Annotated in this window: 16 protein-coding genes; 11 read left to right on the top strand and 5 right to left on the bottom strand. The window is 40.3% G+C overall.

Going from position 1 to position 17,584, the window contains the following annotated elements; genetic code table 11:
• The first annotated feature begins 8 nt into the window (after nt 1-8).
• From nirD to PaeCFBP13512_RS03955, 5 genes are all read left to right on the top strand, one after another.
• The gene (nirD, locus tag PaeCFBP13512_RS03975) at nt 9-329 is read left to right on the top strand and encodes a nitrite reductase small subunit NirD (protein ID WP_137221303.1); all 321 of its coding nucleotides are present in this window, start codon (nt 9-11) and stop codon (nt 327-329) included.
• A gap of 228 nt (nt 330-557) precedes the next feature.
• Nucleotides 558-2,240, top strand: a complete 1,683-nt coding sequence (locus PaeCFBP13512_RS03970) for an alpha-keto acid decarboxylase family protein (protein ID WP_137221301.1) — start codon at nt 558-560, stop codon at nt 2,238-2,240.
• Between the two features lie 279 nt (nt 2,241-2,519).
• Complete coding sequence (locus PaeCFBP13512_RS03965) at nt 2,520-3,275, top strand: methionine ABC transporter ATP-binding protein (RefSeq protein WP_137221299.1); 756 nt, start codon at nt 2,520-2,522, stop codon at nt 3,273-3,275.
• Nucleotides 3,275-3,955: a methionine ABC transporter permease gene (locus tag PaeCFBP13512_RS03960; RefSeq protein ID WP_069326767.1), complete on the top strand. Its 681-nt coding sequence runs from the start codon at nt 3,275-3,277 to the stop codon at nt 3,953-3,955. Before PaeCFBP13512_RS03965 ends, PaeCFBP13512_RS03960 begins: the two co-directional genes overlap by 1 nt.
• A gap of 45 nt (nt 3,956-4,000) precedes the next feature.
• Nucleotides 4,001-4,864 (top strand): MetQ/NlpA family ABC transporter substrate-binding protein, encoded by an 864-nt coding sequence (locus tag PaeCFBP13512_RS03955; RefSeq protein WP_137221297.1) that lies wholly within the window; start codon nt 4,001-4,003, stop codon nt 4,862-4,864.
• A gap of 41 nt (nt 4,865-4,905) precedes the next feature.
• Here the strand turns inward: PaeCFBP13512_RS03955 and PaeCFBP13512_RS03950 are convergent, their stop codons facing one another.
• Entirely contained in the window at nt 4,906-5,835 is a 930-nt protein-coding gene (locus PaeCFBP13512_RS03950; protein WP_069326765.1) for a DMT family transporter, read from the bottom strand.
• A gap of 163 nt (nt 5,836-5,998) precedes the next feature.
• Between PaeCFBP13512_RS03950 and PaeCFBP13512_RS03945 the strand changes: the two genes are divergently transcribed.
• The 5 genes from PaeCFBP13512_RS03945 (at nt 5,999) to PaeCFBP13512_RS03925 (ending at nt 12,458) form a co-directional block, all read left to right on the top strand.
• Nucleotides 5,999-6,865, top strand: a complete 867-nt coding sequence (locus tag PaeCFBP13512_RS03945; protein ID WP_137221293.1) for a LysR family transcriptional regulator — start codon at nt 5,999-6,001, stop codon at nt 6,863-6,865.
• Between the two features lie 137 nt (nt 6,866-7,002).
• Entirely contained in the window at nt 7,003-8,409 is a 1,407-nt protein-coding gene (locus tag PaeCFBP13512_RS03940; protein WP_069326763.1) for an NAD-dependent malic enzyme, read from the top strand.
• A 155-nt stretch (nt 8,410-8,564) separates the two neighbouring features.
• On the top strand, nt 8,565-9,455 hold the full coding sequence (locus PaeCFBP13512_RS03935) for an AraC family transcriptional regulator (RefSeq protein WP_241669280.1): 891 nt from the start codon (nt 8,565-8,567) through the stop codon (nt 9,453-9,455).
• A gap of 169 nt (nt 9,456-9,624) precedes the next feature.
• Nucleotides 9,625-11,133 carry an alpha-glucosidase/alpha-galactosidase gene (locus PaeCFBP13512_RS03930; protein ID WP_137221291.1) on the top strand — a complete coding sequence of 503 codons (1,509 nt, stop codon included), beginning with the start codon at nt 9,625-9,627 and terminating at the stop codon, nt 11,131-11,133.
• Nucleotides 11,134-11,459: 326 nt separating this feature from the next.
• Nucleotides 11,460-12,458 carry a Gfo/Idh/MocA family protein gene (locus PaeCFBP13512_RS03925; protein WP_069326761.1) on the top strand — a complete coding sequence of 333 codons (999 nt, stop codon included), beginning with the start codon at nt 11,460-11,462 and terminating at the stop codon, nt 12,456-12,458.
• A 118-nt stretch (nt 12,459-12,576) separates the two neighbouring features.
• Here PaeCFBP13512_RS03925 and PaeCFBP13512_RS03920 read toward each other — a convergent pair whose 3' ends face one another.
• The 3 genes from PaeCFBP13512_RS03920 to PaeCFBP13512_RS03910 form a co-directional block, all read right to left on the bottom strand.
• The gene (locus PaeCFBP13512_RS03920; protein ID WP_137221289.1) at nt 12,577-13,662 is read right to left on the bottom strand and encodes a hypothetical protein; all 1,086 of its coding nucleotides are present in this window, start codon (nt 13,660-13,662) and stop codon (nt 12,577-12,579) included.
• The gene (locus PaeCFBP13512_RS03915; RefSeq protein WP_137221287.1) at nt 13,655-14,251 is read right to left on the bottom strand and encodes a sigma-70 family RNA polymerase sigma factor; all 597 of its coding nucleotides are present in this window, start codon (nt 14,249-14,251) and stop codon (nt 13,655-13,657) included. Before PaeCFBP13512_RS03915 ends, PaeCFBP13512_RS03920 begins: the two co-directional genes overlap by 8 nt.
• Before the next feature lie 116 nt (nt 14,252-14,367).
• Nucleotides 14,368-15,294 carry a dipeptidase gene (locus PaeCFBP13512_RS03910; protein WP_137221285.1) on the bottom strand — a complete coding sequence of 309 codons (927 nt, stop codon included), beginning with the start codon at nt 15,292-15,294 and terminating at the stop codon, nt 14,368-14,370.
• Between the two features lie 161 nt (nt 15,295-15,455).
• Here PaeCFBP13512_RS03910 and PaeCFBP13512_RS03905 point away from each other — a divergent pair, with 161 nt between their 5' ends.
• The gene (locus PaeCFBP13512_RS03905) at nt 15,456-16,103 is read left to right on the top strand and encodes a hypothetical protein (RefSeq protein WP_241669262.1); all 648 of its coding nucleotides are present in this window, start codon (nt 15,456-15,458) and stop codon (nt 16,101-16,103) included.
• Between the two features lie 237 nt (nt 16,104-16,340).
• On the opposite strand, the gene PaeCFBP13512_RS03900 is transcribed toward PaeCFBP13512_RS03905, so the two are convergent.
• Nucleotides 16,341-17,522 carry an MFS transporter gene (locus PaeCFBP13512_RS03900; protein ID WP_069326759.1) on the bottom strand — a complete coding sequence of 394 codons (1,182 nt, stop codon included), beginning with the start codon at nt 17,520-17,522 and terminating at the stop codon, nt 16,341-16,343.
• Between the last annotated feature and the right edge of the window lie 62 nt (nt 17,523-17,584).

Genomic DNA, 17,584 nt, shown 5'->3' with positions numbered 1-17,584 from the left:
GAAGCATAATGAATGATACTCAAACATTTTATCCAATCGGATCCATTGATCAATTTTTGCCACAGATTGGACGTGTGGTGCAATTGAAAGAGATAGAATTGGCTATTTTCCGTACCTCCAATGAAGAAGTCTTTGCATTAGAAAATAAAAGCCCTCATCCTAAAGGTGGCCCTATTGCAGAAGGGATTGTATCCGGGCATATCTTATATGATCCGCTGTATGATTGGCAGATTGATTTGCGAACAGGTCTTGTGCAAGCACCGGATGAAGGACAGGTGACTGTGTTCCCAACCAAACTAGAAGCAGACGTGGTATGGGTACAACTCTAATCTGATTTTCAACAAAATAATCCAACAAAAAGTGGTCTCTATCTATTAGAAGACCGCTTTTTTTGTGTTGATTATACTTACGAAACTAAAGATCAGTTAAAGAAAATATCAAAAAATGGCAATAATTCTTCTGAAATAGGGTAATGTCTTTAAAGCAAGACAGGGACTATGGAAAGTATACAACGATAACAAAGCTTAACCATTAGCAATACACAGGAGGAAAAAATAATGTCTGTAACAAATATTACGTTAGGTCAATATCTACTCGATTGTCTCAAGCGTGAAGGACTGACTGAAGTTTTTGGGATACCTGGTGATTATAATTTCACTTTATTAGATACGTTAGAAGAATACGAAGGTATTGAATTTATAACCGGACGCAATGAGCTGAATGCTGGATATGCGGCAGATAGTTATGCCCGAATCAAAGGGCTATCTGCTTTAATCACGACATTTGGTGTTGGAGAAATGAGCGCATGTAATGCGATTGCAGGCGCTTATAGTGAAAGTGTACCGATTATTCATATTGTAGGTGCTCCCAAGTCTCAAGCACAGCAAGATCATCAGTTGATGCATCATAGCTTACTCGATGGAAATTATGATGTGTTCCGTCAAGCGTATGAGCCTATTACAGCTTATAGTGCAGTCGTAACGCCAGAAAATGCAATGATAGAGATTCCACAGGCGATTCATATTGCCAAGACAACTAAAAAGCCTGTTTATCTAGTGCTTGCTCTGGATCAGGTATTAGAATCGATTACGACTCATATTGAACCGTCGTTACAAGTATCTACTCATTCCAATTCGTTGCAAGCGGCAGTGAAGCATGCAGATCAGTTAATTCAATCCTCGAATAACGGGGCTCTTTTATCAGATAATCCTGTTCTTCGTTACGATCTACAAATGCCTGTTCAACAAGTGGCTGAGAATCTGAATATTCCAGCGGCTTCGATGATGATGGGTAAAAGTGGATTTGATGAACGTCATCCGCATTATATCGGAATGTACGGAGGGACTTTTGGTAGTGAGGAAGTACGTCATACAGTCGAAAATGCAGACTTTGTGATTGCGGCAGGCTTGATCTGGTCTGACCTGAATACAGCCAATTTTACAGCTGAATTAGATTTTCAAAAAGTGATTAATATCCAACCGGATCATGTCAAAATTGGTGAATCTGTTTATCCTAATATTCTTGCCAAAGACATGTTAGAAGCGCTAGCTCAATTGGATTGGAGAAGTCAGGCAGAGATTGTAGTAACTGAATTCCTATATGATACGGAGAAGCTATTATCTGCTGAAAAAGACCAACCGTTACACGCAGGCAATTACTATCCACGTTTTCAACAATTATTAGCAGCAAATGACATTGTGATCGCAGAGACGGGTACATTCACATATGGTATTTCTCAGCTTCAATTGCCTGAAGGTGCAACATATATCGGGCAAGCGGGCTGGCAAAGTATCGGATATGCCACACCGGCTGCTTTTGGTGCATGTATAGCGGCTCCTGATCGTCGTGTGTTGTTATTTACAGGAGATGGATCTTTACAATTAACCGTGCAAGAGATCAGCTCTATGTTAGAACAAGGATGCAAACCGATTATTTTCGTTCTCAATAATAAAGGTTATACGATTGAAAAGTATCTGAATGTAAAAGTAGATATTGATAAGCAAATGTATAACGATATTCCGAGATGGCAGTATACCAAATTAATCGAAGCCTTCGGTGGAGATGCGTATACAATGCAAGTGCATACCAATCAAGAATTAGATCAAGCGATTCAAGAAGCTGAACAACAGCAAAATCAAAAACTATGCTTGATCGAAATGATGATTGATGATCCGATGGATGCACCGAAGTATCTACGCAAAACACGTGAGTTTTTGCAAAAACAAGAACAGCAACAATAACATCCAAACTGATAAAAAATGGTTTAAGTGATACAATCAAATGAATCGATATATCAACATCTTCTCTGCGTATAGAGAAGATGTTTTTTTGTCTACATAAAGCAGAACAGCATAACAAATGAATATTTAGTGATGATATAAATAAAAGTAGTGACACAGCATATAACATTCCTTATAATATAGCAGAAGTATAGAGTATAACAGCTTCACTAGATTTGTATTACACATTGAATAAAAAGTTTCTCATCAGACCGGCTATGAGATGAGGAGGGAACTGGAATGATTTCGCTGGAAAGCGTGAGCAAATATTTTGGCAAGATGGGGAATACGAATGCAGCTGTGCAAGATGTCAGTCTGCATATTGAGCGGGGTATGATTCATGGCATTATTGGCAGTAGTGGAGCAGGTAAATCTACATTACTACGGATGATGAATATTCTAGAACGTCCCGATCAAGGTGTAGTCATTGTAAATGGTAAGCGTTTAACCGGATTATCAGATCATCAACTTCGCTTAGCCAGACAACAGATTGGAATGGTGTTTCAGCAATTCAATCTGGTTCATAATCGCACAGTTCGCAAAAATATTGAAATCCCGCTTGAATTGGCTGGAGTACCCAAGTCAAAGCGGCAACAACGAGTGCTAGAATGTCTTGAGCTCGTAGGCTTACTGGATAAAGGTAATGATTATCCAGCACAGCTCAGCGGTGGACAGAAACAGCGTGTCGGTATTGCTAGAGCAATCGCTAACCATCCTCAAGTGTTATTATGTGATGAACCTACCTCTGCGCTTGATCCTAAGACCACTGCCGGTATTCTAGATGTATTGCGTCAGATTAATCAACAATTAGGAGTTACCATTGTGATTGTCACGCATGAGATGGATGTGGTGCGTAGTCTATGCGATACCGTATCTGTGATGGAACAAGGAAAGATCACCGAAAGCTTTTCACGAGCGCAAGATGGATTTACAGCATCGCCTGCATATACCTTATCTTATCGCGAGCAATTGCTTGGCTATAAGGAGGGTGAATAATGGATCAAGATCGTACGTTTAGCGAAATGCTTGATCTGTATCAGTCGCAGATTTGGTCAGCCATAGGTGAAACGTTCTCGATGGTCGGTATTTCACTATTAGCAGCTATTATAGTGGGATTGCCTCTTGGAACCATGCTTTATTTATGCAAAAAAGGTCAATTATACGAGAATACGTATGTGGCAGCTGTGCTTAATACACTGGTTAATGTGATTCGCTCTTTTCCATTTTTGTTACTGGTTGTATTTCTGATTCCATTTACACGTCTAGTGGTTGGCACAGCGATAGGAACCGAAGCGGCTTCAGTACCGTTATCGATTATCGCAATTGCTTATTATTCACGGTTAGTCGAACAATCATTATTGGATGTGCCCCGGGGTGTGGTTGAATCTGCGCAAGCGATGGGAGCATCCAAATGGCAGATTATTTTCAAATTTTTATATGTCGAAGCTCGATCTGGATTGGTACTTGGATTAACCACATCAACGATTAGCTTTATTTCATATTCAACCGTTGTTGGCATCGTAGGTGGTGGTGGAATTGGTGATTTTGCGATTCGATACGGTTATCAGCGATTTGAGACCGATGTAATGGTGTATATGATCATTTTGATGATTATTTTGGTACAAGCGGTACAATTGATCGGTAGTACGGTCGCTAGAGTGCTTGATAAACGCTAGGTAATGGTTTGAAATATTATATTTTAATGGAGGCTAACTTTAAAAATGAACAATATTTTAACAACTCGCAAATCTATTATGATCTTGATGTTCGCTATGATGCTTTTATTAGCAGCATGTGGTCAGAAGCAAGACACAACGACAACAACATCTAATGATCCAGCTATAGCAACAGAAGGTGCATCTACAGAAACTACACTCAAAATTGCTACATTGATTCCACCAATGACTGAAATTTTGGATGTGGTTAAACCTTTGCTCAAAGAAGATGGTATTAATCTAGATGTAATCGTGTTGTCTGATAATATTCAGCCCAATGATGCATTAGCAAATAAAGAAGTAGATGCGAACTTTTTCCAACATGCCCCTTATATGAAGCAATACAATGAAAGTAAAGGTGCAAATCTAGTCGCTATTCAACCGATCTACAATGCTATCTATGGTGCTTACTCTAAAAAGTATAAAGATATCAATGCTTTACCTGAAGGAGCAACGATTGCAATTGCAAATGATCCTTCCAATATCGGTCGTTCCTTACAAATGTTTGCACAAGCAGGAATGATTACACTGAAAGACGGTGTAGGTATGAACGCGATTCAAGCCGATATTACATCCAATCCCAAAAACTTCGAATTTAAAGAAGTTGATCTATTGATGTTAGCCCGTATGTATGATGAAGCTGATCTTGTCGCAATGACGCCTGCGTATGCGAAACCATTGAATCTGACACCTGTCAAAGATGCACTGGTTACAGAAAAAGAAGATTCTACATTTGCGATTAATCTAGTCGCTCGTGAAGATAATAAAGATTCAGAAGCGATCCAGAAGTTAAAAGCACGGATGGCAGGCCCTGAAGTGAAGCAATTTTTACAAGATAAATATGCAGATATCGCTGTACCTGCTTTTTAAATGAAATGAAATAGCATAAAAATAGAACCTGATACAACCCTTTATGGGAGGTGTGCAGGTTCTTTTTGTTGGATATCTAGCGGTTGAACTTTTTGATGTTGCTGATTGCGAGTCCAGCGCGGTTTCCATTTCCATTCAGATACGACAACACCCAGCAGAACAATCCCTGCACCGATATAACCTTGAAGCGATAGAACTTCATGTTCAAATAGAAATGCGAACAAAGCGGCGAATACAGGCTCCATACAGAAGATCAATCCTGTACGTGTTGGTGTAGTATACTTCTGCGCAACAGGCTGAATAATAAATCCAAAAGCACTACATACCACACTCAAAGCCAACACAGCGATCCAACCATTAAGGGTATACGGAAGATGTGGCGACTCGAATATAAAGGAGAAGATCAATCCATACAATCCAGCAAATCCAAGCTGACATATCCCTAGATTCAGTGTACTACGAACGATTTTGGCTGCTGCACTGGTAAGCAAAATATACACGGCATAACAGATTGATGCCAAAATGCACAACAGATCACCAGAGTGAATACCCAGCGGGCCACTTAATGTCAGAAGCCCGATACCTACGATAGCTAACAATACCCCTAGTGTTTGAGTCATACGCAGTTTCTTTTTAAATACGACAAAATGAATAAGCGGTACAAAAATAACGGTTAGGCTGACAAGAAATCCAGCATTTGAAGTGGTGGTTGTTTTGAGTCCGAACATAATAAACACAAACACAGCGAATAACGCAAGTCCGATTAGTGCACTGTAACCAAGTGTTATCCAATCGATCCGGCGTAAATGATTAAAAAATAAAATACCTGTTAATATAAATGCCAACCCGAAGCGAAGCGCAATCAGATTATATTCAGATAGCGATCCTAGCCCCATTTTCATAAATAAATACGAGGATCCCCAGCATAACGTCACCAGCAAAATTAACAAGTCTGCTCTAGACTGCTTCACGATGTCCCACCTTCAAAATAACGTATTAACAAAATGTTCCAAATTCAGTATAGTAATATTATATTCTCAAGTACACTGAATGTTTGTCATGGATCACATGAGTAAAACTAATGGCTATTTGAGATCATCGAGAGAGCGGATCATAAGGGAAGAAGGCGCACGCATGAGTATTCACAAATTCGAAGTGCTGTTAAAAGTCGTGGAGCTAGGCAGTCTAACCAAAGCGGCTGAAGCACTGGGATTTACTCAATCAGGAGTAAGCCATATTATACATAGTTTGGAGACTGAATTTGGCTTTCCTTTATTATTACGAGATCGTTCAGGTGTACGATTAACGGTAAATGGAGAACAGGTAGTTCAGCCCATCACAGAGATTATGAACTGGAATGAACAGTTGAAGCAGACGATAACATCGATTCATGGATTGGAATCAGGAACGATCCGAATCGGCACATTTACAAGTGTATCGGTACACTGGCTACCTGGAATGATTAAGTATTTTCAGCAAGAATACCCGAATATCCATTTCAAATTAGTCGAAGGCGATTATCAGGAGATTGAAGATTGGATCTCAAATGGACAGATCGATTGTGGATTTATTACGATTCCTAGCCAAGCTTCATTCGAAGTCATTCCTTTGAAAAAAGATCGGATGTTAGCGATAGTACCGCTGGATCATCCGCTCAGTCATCTAGATCGCTTTCCGTTAGAACGTATTGCGCATGAATCTTTTATTATGCCACGTGAAGGATCAGATTATGATGTGAGACGATTGTTGTCACGATTTGCAATTATACCAGATATCAAATTTTCAGTCGGAGATGATTATGCGATTATCGCGATGGTCGAAAATAGTCTAGGGATCAGCATTTTACCAGAGCTTGTATTGCAAGGCAGAGATCATAACGTCAAAATGCTCGAACTGGAATATCCAAGCTATCGTTCATTAGGGTTAGCTGTGCATTCACTGAAAAAAGCATCACCGGCAACCAAACGATTTTTGGAGTATATACGCACTTCTCATAGCTGAATAAGGGGCTATAGAAACTGGAAGTTTTTTACCTGTAAACTATGCTATAATAAGTCCGAACTTTATAATGTAAGCGTTATCTAAAAAAGAATGAATAGTGCAAAATCATCTTACCCACATTATTAGGAGGTATCCTTATGGCGCTCGGAACAAGTATGATCATTCGTCTGGAAATGGATAAAAAACAAGTTACATTTGGTGAAGTGGCTGCTGCGATTAGTGATGCCGGTGGAGACGTTGTAGCGATTGACGTTATTCATGCTAGCCCTGAAAGTACAACTCGAGATTTAACAGTGAATCTACCCGAGACAGTAAGGGAAAGTATTCTCAAATCAGTTGGAGAACTAAGCGGGGTCAAAGTAGTTAACGTCTCTGACCGTACATTCCTTGCCCATCTAGGCGGTAAGATAGAAGTACAACCGAAATTCCCTGTTAAAAACCGTGAAGATTTATCCCATGTCTATACACCGGGTGTTGCCAAAGTATGTATGGCAATCCATGAAGATAAGCAAAAAGCATTCTCACTAACGATCAAACGGAATATGATTGCAGTGGTATCTGATGGTACAGCTGTATTGGGTCTTGGCGATATTGGGCCAGAAGCGGCAATGCCTGTGATGGAAGGTAAAGCGATGTTGTTCAAACAGTTAGGCGGAGTCGATGCTTTTCCGATCTGCTTGGATACCAAAGATACCGAAGAAATTATTAATGCGATTAAATGGATGGCTCCTTCATTTGGAGGAATCAACTTGGAAGATATTGCTTCACCTCGTTGTTTTGAAATCGAACGCCGTTTAACAGAAGAACTGGATATTCCTGTTTTCCATGATGATCAACATGGTACAGCTGTGGTGGTGCTTGCAGGGCTATTAAATGCTCTACGGATCGTCGGCAAACCGCTTGAAAGTGCCAAAATCGTACTACTAGGTGTAGGCGCAGCAGGATCAGCTTGTATCAAAATGCTACTATCAGCAGGAGCACATAATGTGATTGCAGTCGATCAATGTGGCGCTTTGGTCAAAGGCGAAGAATATCCACATGATATGTGGAACTGGATCGCAGAACATACGAATCCTCATCAAGAACGTGGAGGACTGACTGAAGTTATTCAAGGAGCAGATGTATTTATCGGTGTATCTCGCCCGGGTCTACTAACAGTTGAACATATTAAAACGATGGCAGAAGATCGGATTGTATTTGCGATGGCGAATCCGAATCCTGAGATTGAACCTGAACTGGCTGAACCTCATGTTCGTGTGCTAGCGACAGGACGAAGTGATTATCCGAACCAGATCAATAATGTATTATGTTTCCCGGGTATTTTCCGTGGGGCACTGGATTGTCGTGCACGAGTCATTAATGAAGAAATGAAAGTAGCGGCGGCTAAAGCTATCGCTTCAGTAGTTAAGGAAGATGAGCTGAATGAACTCTACATTATTCCGGGTGTATTTAACGAAAAAGTAGTCGAGTATGTTCGTCGAGGTGTTGTAGAAGCGGCTATACGTACAGGTGTAGCACGCCGTACACCACCAGAATTCCGTTAAAATATCTCTGTTTAGGGTAGGAGGGAAGAATAATGCAACCGATGGAGCACAAGTCAGAACGAGCTTTTGCAAGTGCTGTAGTTCAGCCGATTCAATCTTATCGTGATGCAGGCTCTTCTGCACAAGGAACAGGAAGTTTGTTCGGTCAACAGTTGATGGCAGAGCAGTATCGTCCTGAATTTTATGCCTATTATTATAAGCAATGGCAGGATTATAGTATGGCTTACCACCAACATCCATCGACTGAGATTATGTATATGATCTCTGGACATTGTCTGATCGAACTACAGATTCAGCAAGATGCTCAAGCATCTAATGGGTCTGCTCCTGTTCAAGTGCAGTTGAAAAAAGGTCAGTTTATTATGATCGATGCGAATGTCCCTCATCGCTTGATTGTTGAAGGATCATCGCCTTGCCGTATGCTGAATGTTGAATTTGGCTTTGCTCCATCGTCGTTGCAACTTCCTTCATTATTTCAAATGGCAGGCGAAGAAGAAGCATTAGCTGAGCTGTTATCTCAACCGCAGCATTATTTTGTGCTTTCTGATCCTGAAGAAGTCTATTATGTACTGAAATCATTGGTGTTAGAGCTGGATCAACAGCACCGCACAGGTACGATGGCTGATTTGCTATTTATTCAGTTATTGGTGCGGATCGCAAGACTCTGGCAAGATACCCAGATTCATAGTACTTCTCAGACCGAATGGTATGTGAAGCGTAGTATTCAGTATATTCATCAGAATTATGATCGTCCGATTCGGGTGGAACATATCGCATCAGCCGTCAATGTACATCCCGGCTACCTCCATCGGATTTTCAAAAAACATATGAACACCACACCGACCGATTATTTAACCCGTTTACGCATGGAAAAGGCAGTGATGCTTCTAGGGCAGACGGATATTCCGATTCAAGAGATTGCTGATTATATCGGTGTGAGTAGTCGGCAATACTTCCATTTGTTATTTAAAAAGCATACCGGACAGACCCCTGCGGAATACCGTGGAAATGTGGTTCGTTATGATCGGCAGTATGTAGAAGAGTAAGATCGCGCTTTAACTGCCAAGCGCTTAGGTTAGGATATTAGACAACTAATCATCAAAGTAGTCACGATCTTGGTAACGCTTCCTTGTCTAACCACGCTACAATAAAAGCATATAAAACCTTTTGAGCACCAGACGCAAATAGAGCGTATTTTAGAATGGAGGATATGATATGTCTTTTAAAGTAGCTTTTGTTGGAGCAGGAAGTATTGGATTCACCCGTGGATTGTTGCGTGATCTGTTGACGGTGCCCGAGTTCCGTAATATTGAGATTGCATTTACCGATATTAGTCAACATAATCTCGATATGGTGACTCAGTTATGTCAGCGGGATATTACAGAAAATGGACTGTCGATTCAGATTCAAGCCACAACTGATCGACGTGCTGCCTTGCAAGATGCCAAGTATGTATTGTGTACGATTCGTGTAGGTGGACTCGAAGCTTTTGCAACCGATGTCGATATTCCTTTGAAATACGGAGTCGATCAATGTGTAGGCGACACGTTATGTGCAGGTGGCATTATGTATGGACAACGTGGAATTGCTGAAATGTTAAACATTTGCAAGGATATTCGTGAAGTATCTTCTCCAGATGTATTATTGCTCAATTACTCGAATCCAATGTCGATGATGACATGGGCTTGCAATGTCTACGGTGGCGTGAATACGATCGGTCTATGTCATGGTGTACAGCATGGACATCACCAGATTGCAGAAGTCTATGGTCTGGAAAAGAAAGATGTCGATATCGTGTGCGCGGGTATCAATCATCAGACATGGTATATCCAAGCATCTCATGAAGGCAAAGACTTAACAGCAGGTTTATTGGACGCTTTTGAAAATCACGAAGAATACAGTCGTACTGAAAAAGTACGGATCGATATGATGCGCCGCTTCGGTTATTACAGTACAGAGTCGAATGGTCATCTGAGTGAATATGTGCCATGGTATCGCAAGCGTCCACAAGAAATCGGCGAATGGATCGATCTTAACAACTGGATCAATGGTGAGACCGGTGGATATCTACGGGTATGTACAGAAGGTCGCAATTGGTTTGAAACAGATTTTCCGAATTGGATGAAAGACGAGCCTATGCGATTTGTACCTGAAAAGCGTGGAGAAGAGCACGGTTCCTACATTATCGAAGGGTTGGAGACTGGACGTGTTTATCGGGGGCATTTTAATGTGGTCAACAACGGGGTAATCTCTAATCTACCGAATGATGCCATTATTGAAGCACCGGGTTATGTCGATCGCAACGGGATCTCAATGCCACATGTAGGTGATCTACCGCTCGGTCCTGCTGCTGTATGTAATGTGAGTATTTCGGTGCAACGTTTAGCTGTAGAAGCGGCGATCACAGGCGATGATTTCCTTCTTCGTCAAGCCTTTATGATGGACCCGTTGGTCGGGGCTGTCTGTAATCCCAAAGAAATCTGGCAAATGGTCGATGAAATGCTGGTTGCTGGCGAAGAATGGTTACCTCAATATACAGATGCGATTGTCGCTGCCAAAGAACGCCTTGCTTCGGGCAACCTTATTCCGACTCAGGAGTATGCAGGAGCTGCTCGCCTAAAAGTGAAAAGTGTAGCTGAAATGCAAGAAGATCGGGATGCGGCTAACAAAAATGCAGGCGAGTCTGATAAAGGTAAAGATCGAGAAAAGGTTCAGCAAGAATAGGTAAAAGACAGCAACATTGACTATCTATATAAGAATAAATCTCATCCTTATTCTATTGTGGAAATAGATCATATACCCTTCAAAGGTGAAAAAGCAGGATGTTGCTGTCTTTTCACCTTTTCTTTTATCCGTGCTATGGGTATGTACTTTCTAAGTTTTGATAGGTGAATGATCCATGTGACAACAAATATCTGTTATAAAAGATCAGAATACTGCTATACTTCGCAAATATGAACTTGTACGCTTAATCTAACCCATTATTGGGGAAGTATTAGAATAACGAAATACTGCACTATGCAACATCAACTGATAGGAGGAATTAACGCATGTCTATATCGAACGAAGGTAAGTTGAAGTGGGGAATTATTGGTACAGGAATGATTTCTAACAAATTTGTCGCTGATCTGGGACACACATCCAATGGTATCGCTTATGCTGTGGGTTCACGTAATCAAGAAAGCGCTGACGAATTTGCAGGTAAATATAATATTCCCAAAGCGTATGATAGTTATGACAAATTATTGCAAGATCCTGACGTAGATGTGATCTATGTAGGGACTCCGCATCCTTTACATAAGATTAATGTTATTGATGCTTTGAATGCAGGGAAACATGTATTATGCGAAAAACCATTTACCATGAATGCGGCTGAACTGGAAGCGATGATCGCTGTCGCTCGTGAGAAAAAATTATTCTTGATGGAAGCCATGTGGACACGCTTTTTACCACCGATTCGTCGTGTGCGTGAATGGATTCGCGATGGCAAGATCGGTGAAGTTCGCTTGGTCAAAGCGGAATTTGGTTTCCGTATGGGTTGGGACCCTGAACACCGTCTGTTAAATCCAGAATTAGGTGGAGGCGCATTGCTAGATGCAGGGATCTATCCGGTATCTTTTGCTTCGATGATCTTTGGTGCGAAGCCTGAGAAGGTGTACAGTACAGCAAGTATCGGTGAGACAGGAGTCGATGAGCAGTTCTCGATCTTGCTTGCTTATGAAGGCGGACGCTCAGCAACACTGAATGGTGCGATTCGTGTAGATTTACCGAATGAAGCCTATATCCATGGAACTGAAGGTTATATTCATATTCCACAATTCTTATTCAGCCGCGAAGCTTCTCTACATGTGAGCGATCAAGAAGTCGAGAAATTCGAAGATGATCGTCCAAGTGAAGGATATGCATTTGAAGCCGAAGAAGTCGGTCGCCTGATTCAAGCAGGAGAACTGGAAAGTGAAGTCATTTCACTGGAAGAATCACTAGATATCATGCGTCTACTGGATCAAGTCCGTGGACAATGGGGATTAAAGTATTCTTTCGAAGATTAATAATGTACTGAATATCCACACGAGTACTTTTTGAATGACATGATCTAATATAGTAATTAAATAGATAGACAAAAAACTCACCATTGCGATCATAGCAATCTGGTGAGTTTTTGTTTTATTATTTGATACTTTCTGCCATTTTAACTAGCTCTTCTTTGGTGATCTCTGGTGTATTTGAGCTGAGTGTATACATTATAGATTGATGAGTATATTTATTATATTCACTCCAAGTCAAATATTGAGAAAATTCTTCAAACTCTTTATTTTCTCCTATGATAGGTGTACGTTGTACCTTACTATATACCATATTTCCTTTACTTGAAGAAATAGTAGATTGATTGGTATCACTAGGATCTACTATGTCAATTTTAGTATTTTTATTTGGATTATTTGCAATAATATAATAACTTAGTCTGATTTCATGGTTAGAATTAGCTTGTTTGCCATTATAGTATAGCGTGGGCATTTTATATCTTTTCCTAATTGGTCGATCATCAATCATCCATGCGTAATCAGCAGTCGGATTTTCAATTTTATTTGCGAGTAATCCTTTAATCATTTTAATTTGGCGATGTTTATCATTTTCGTATGCACCTTCATATATATAATCATCAGTTCCGTAAGAAAAGGTATATCCTTGAGGTAACTTATGAGGTACAGCTACTTGATGAATAACAGATCCAATCGTTTTTTTCCATTCTGATAAAGTAGAATAAGAATGAGGATTTTTCACTTTAATCACAGGGCCATATTCAAGTGGGTTGACCTTTGTACTATAAACATAAGCAGCTTCTCCAGGAGCTAGCTTCTGTTGAACTTGTTTCACAATTCTCATGATTTCTTTACCTTCTTCTAAAGTAACATCATATTTAGTGTCTGTTGTATAACTAAGCAAAGTATGACCTGTAACAATCGAATAGACCATATTAGAAGCATAGACACCACTACTTAGAACAATAATACAAAGTACAGTGACAATAGCAGTCACCCATTTATGACGTTTGAAAAAGAAGGACTTTTTAGATTTACTATTCTTTTTAGTACTTTTACGAGCAGAATGATTTAAAGAGTCGGCATAAGCATCATACAACTGTTCAATTTTACGATCTAGTTCAGGTGGAGAAGTGATACTTAAGCTTTGTTGTTGCAGATTCTTTTTTAACTTTTCGGTCAATTCAGCTTCACACATAGGTAATTTACTCATATCGATTCTCCTTTCTGAGCAAAGGCGAGTGGGACAGGGACAATACATCGATATACTTTCGTAATTGCTGGATAGCTTTATGATGGCGTGACTTTGCTGTACCTAACGGTATTTCTAAAACATCTGCGATTTGCTGAAAAGAATACTCTTGATAATACCTTAGTAACACCACACTTTTGAGCTTGAATGGCAATTTCTGTACGATCTGAAGCAGTTCATGTTGTTGCTCATGGTGAAGCAAGGTTGAATCTGCACTATCTGCTAGGTATATACTATGTACAGCTTGATCTTTCGTTTTGGTCTGTAAGCGAAATTTACGCCATAGTGTGCGATTCCAGTTACGAGTCTGGAACATAATCACTCCATTAAGCCAAGCAGTAAAAGGCTTTTGCACATCATAACTAGCCAGTGAACGAAATAAAGCAATATACACTTCACTTACAACATCGTTCGTATCGTTGCGATCATTGACTAGAAAAGTTACCATTCGATAAATATGATCTTTATACTGACTGTACATTTGAGCAAAAGCTTCTTTGTCTCCTTGTTGTACTCGTTGTAGGCAACTCTGTAATTCTTCTTCAGACATCTTTAAGTGCACCTCCTTGATGATATGTATACGATAGATTGGCTGGATATTGGCGAAAGGTTCACTTTTTAAGATATATTTTTGTACATAAAGAAAAGAGGCTTATGACAGCCTCTTTATCTCAATACATAATTCATAAAATTTTGATAAGCAAATCCGTGTACTTGCTCTTCACTATAATGCTTCAACAGCTCGTTAATTAGATTCTGGCTTTGCCCGGCATGCTCTAATCCTTGAATATGATACATAATCCCGTCAAAGTCCGAACCCAGTCCGATCAACTTTTCTCCGCCTAATGAGCAGAAGTGGTCGATATGCTTGATCAGTTCAGGGATCGTTACCGTTTCATGGTCGCTGACAAAGTAAGGACAATACACTACATGAACCATTGCATTTTTAGCAAATAAAGCTTGAGCTTGATCGTTTTTAAGATTACGTAGATTTTGGAAAATCTGACTGGCATTCGAGTGACTAGCGATTGGGTAATCGGCAATCTCGATCACATCCCAGAAAGCACGTTCACAGAGATGACTGACATCTGAGAGAATCTTATATTTATTATTAAAATAGATTAGCTCTCTTCCGAAAGCAGTTAATCCCGCTCCTCGTTCTTCTAACGCACCATCCGCCGCTAGATTGGCGTAATTCCATGTTAACCCTACCGATAGAATACCCAGTCGATACAAAATATTCATTTTGTGCAGATCATTACCGATAGGATCGACACCTTCCAACGTAAGAAAAGCACCGATCTGATGTGCTTGCAACTGCTCAATCTGTGACCACTTCGTAATATGTACCATCTGTGGATTTTTTTCCAACACTTCGGTATAGAAATAATGAATCTGATCGAGGCATGATTGGAATTTCTCAGGGTCTTTCAGATCAGGTTCTACAAATACAGCGAATCCCTGTACTTTCACTTTACCTGTTAGAAGGCGTTCTAGATTGGTATCCAGCTCAGGCGAATCGGCAAAATTCAATTTCCCTTTAGCTTCTCCAAATTTATATAACACATCACAATGTAAATCGATAATATTCATTATTAACATCCTTTGGTGGTCAAATTTTACTTTCGTGGTCTTTCAAGCATATAGTAGATTGAAGAATTTGCAAAATAGATTCATGTGATACCAAATGCCAAATCATACGTATATACAATAGATAGTGATGACTGCAACTTTGAGATAAAGGTGGGAATCTTTTGATTAATTTACATGCTAAATTACAGCTTAACAAAATAAATACAGCTTCCAAATCGTGGTTCCAAAAAATCCAGTGGGCACAAGTATATCTGGCGGTTGTAGGAGCGATCCATCGTGTGATCGTAGAACAACCGCGCAAATGGACAGCTACCCGTCAACAACAAGCCGATCTACCTGTTTCCCAAATTAGACAATTGCCACTACAAGCAGGCGATATTTTGTATACACCGAGTTCTGAATCCACTTACTATGCCGGGCATATGGGCATACTGGGCGAAGATGGTAAAGTGTATCATGTGCATCCGTATGGACCGGTATTTTCAGATTCAGTCGAATGGTATGTAAAGCGATTTTATGATCAAGATCGATTTATTGTGTTTCGTCCTCAATCAGCAGAAGCAGGACAAGCAGCCGCATTATGGGCGCAAGAGCATTATCAGCAAGTGCAAGCGTATCGCCTGAATACGAATCTCGATCAGATCGAACGGAGCTACTGTTCCAAATTTATTTATCAAGCGTATCTTTTCACATCCGGTATCAATGTCTGGCCACGTCCATTAAAGTTAGGTAATCACGGTTATATTTATCCTTTTCGCATTATGCGCTCCAAGCACTTGAAGATTGTAGGAAGTTTCTATAGAGGATAAATCTTCAGCCACTTTCTGTACAGCAGTAATCTACACGATAATTGTTACATTCAAATCATACCTAAAAGGCTTCCTTGTATCATCATATAACTGATGAGCAGGAAGCCTTTATGTGTAGATCCATAAGAAATAAGTTCATTATAAAACGTGCAAATAGTTCTGATATAAAGTAAAGCATGCTGTTCCTAACATAAAGCTACTGGTCGACAACCATAGGATAACAATGATAAAGATGGGTTAAGAACTTTGTTCAGTCGCAGGGATGAGAGGTTTCTGCTGAGTGACAGCTTTGGCGCCATTCCCAATCCAACATTGTACAATGACCATTAGCACGATCATAACACCCAGTCCCCATTGCGCAGTGACAAAGTTTCCAGAATAATCGAATAATAAACCGACAATCAATGGACCAATCGCTCCTAATGTATAACCGCCACTTTGTGTCATGGCTGACCATGCGTTGGCTTCACCTGCATTGTTCGCTTCTTGAATCGGTAGCATTAGAGCTAATGGGAATAATCCACCTGCACCTATACCTAGAATCGCAATCGCTAACCATGGAGATACAGGTAAATGCAACGTCAGTAGCCCGATCATTTCCATAACACTACATCCAACAAGCCACCATGCCCGTTTGCCGAACTTGCTCACCCCGATCGGGATTAAGAAACTTATCGGAATCTGGATCAGTGTAAATAAAGTCATCATATAACCGGCTTCGATTTTACTGTATCCTGCATGTGCCATCATAGGCGATAACCATGTGGTTAACGAATAGAAGATCGCTGCCATCAATCCGAAAAAGACGGTTAATAGCCATGCTTTTTTCTGACGTAAAGGTAAAGAGACCGCAGTTGTCGTGGTTACAGTCTGAGGAGATCGAGCTAATCGTAACCAGCTAAATCCAGCAACCAGTGCCAATAACGCCCAGAACGCTAACGAATACTGCCATGATCCTAAACCTTGTTGCAAAGGCACAGCTAGACCTGCTGCTAATGCCGCTCCGATCACGAGAGCAACGGAATATACACTGACCATCGCCGCTGGCTTGGGAAAATACTGCTTGATGAATCCAGATAACAATGGACCTATCAATCCGATCCCTATGCCTGCGAGTAAAGCGCTACTCATTAAGATGAGTGTGGAATCAGCGAATACACGTAGTAAAGTTGCACCACCGATTAATAGAAGAGAGAATGTAATTACTTTTTCTAATCCCCAACGTTGACTCCATGATAACGCCAGTGGAGCAAACAGTCCCATACATAATACAGGCAGTGTTACCAATAGACTAGCAGTCACACCTTGAATATGAAGGTCAGCCCGTATATTTTCCAATACAGGAGAAATCGACGTAATAGCAGGACGTAAGTTCAGTGCCGCTAATAGTAAAAGCATCGTTAAATATCGTATACGCATATTAAGGCTCCTTTTCTATAGATCATTTGATGAATTATGTATAGTATAAGAAAAGAATAACA

The sequence above is a fragment of the Paenibacillus sp. CFBP13512 genome (assembly GCF_005233705.1).
GTDB classification, from domain to species: domain Bacteria; phylum Bacillota; class Bacilli; order Paenibacillales; family Paenibacillaceae; genus Saccharibacillus; species Saccharibacillus nuruki.
Note: the sequence above shows the minus strand (reverse complement) of the source record. Positions and strands in the feature narration are given on the sequence as shown.

Excerpts from the sequence above, each read along its gene's own strand:
- PaeCFBP13512_RS03900 (WP_069326759.1), bottom strand. The coding sequence starts at position 17,522 with ATGCGTATACGATATTTAACGATGCTTTTACTATTAGCGGCACTGAAC.
- PaeCFBP13512_RS03945 (WP_137221293.1), top strand. The coding sequence starts at position 5,999 with ATGAGTATTCACAAATTCGAAGTGCTGTTAAAAGTCGTGGAGCTAGGC.
- PaeCFBP13512_RS03940 (WP_069326763.1), top strand. The coding sequence starts at position 7,003 with ATGGCGCTCGGAACAAGTATGATCATTCGTCTGGAAATGGATAAAAAA.
- PaeCFBP13512_RS03925 (WP_069326761.1), top strand. The coding sequence starts at position 11,460 with ATGTCTATATCGAACGAAGGTAAGTTGAAGTGGGGAATTATTGGTACA.
- PaeCFBP13512_RS03965 (WP_137221299.1), top strand. The coding sequence starts at position 2,520 with ATGATTTCGCTGGAAAGCGTGAGCAAATATTTTGGCAAGATGGGGAAT.
- PaeCFBP13512_RS03930 (WP_137221291.1), top strand. The coding sequence starts at position 9,625 with ATGTCTTTTAAAGTAGCTTTTGTTGGAGCAGGAAGTATTGGATTCACC.
- PaeCFBP13512_RS03910 (WP_137221285.1), bottom strand. The coding sequence starts at position 15,294 with ATGAATATTATCGATTTACATTGTGATGTGTTATATAAATTTGGAGAA.
- PaeCFBP13512_RS03970 (WP_137221301.1), top strand. The coding sequence starts at position 558 with ATGTCTGTAACAAATATTACGTTAGGTCAATATCTACTCGATTGTCTC.
- nirD (WP_137221303.1), top strand. The coding sequence starts at position 9 with ATGAATGATACTCAAACATTTTATCCAATCGGATCCATTGATCAATTT.
- PaeCFBP13512_RS03915 (WP_137221287.1), bottom strand. The coding sequence starts at position 14,251 with ATGTCTGAAGAAGAATTACAGAGTTGCCTACAACGAGTACAACAAGGA.
- PaeCFBP13512_RS03960 (WP_069326767.1), top strand. The coding sequence starts at position 3,275 with ATGGATCAAGATCGTACGTTTAGCGAAATGCTTGATCTGTATCAGTCG.
- PaeCFBP13512_RS03955 (WP_137221297.1), top strand. The coding sequence starts at position 4,001 with ATGAACAATATTTTAACAACTCGCAAATCTATTATGATCTTGATGTTC.
- PaeCFBP13512_RS03935 (WP_241669280.1), top strand. The coding sequence starts at position 8,565 with ATGGCAGAGCAGTATCGTCCTGAATTTTATGCCTATTATTATAAGCAA.
- PaeCFBP13512_RS03920 (WP_137221289.1), bottom strand. The coding sequence starts at position 13,662 with ATGAGTAAATTACCTATGTGTGAAGCTGAATTGACCGAAAAGTTAAAA.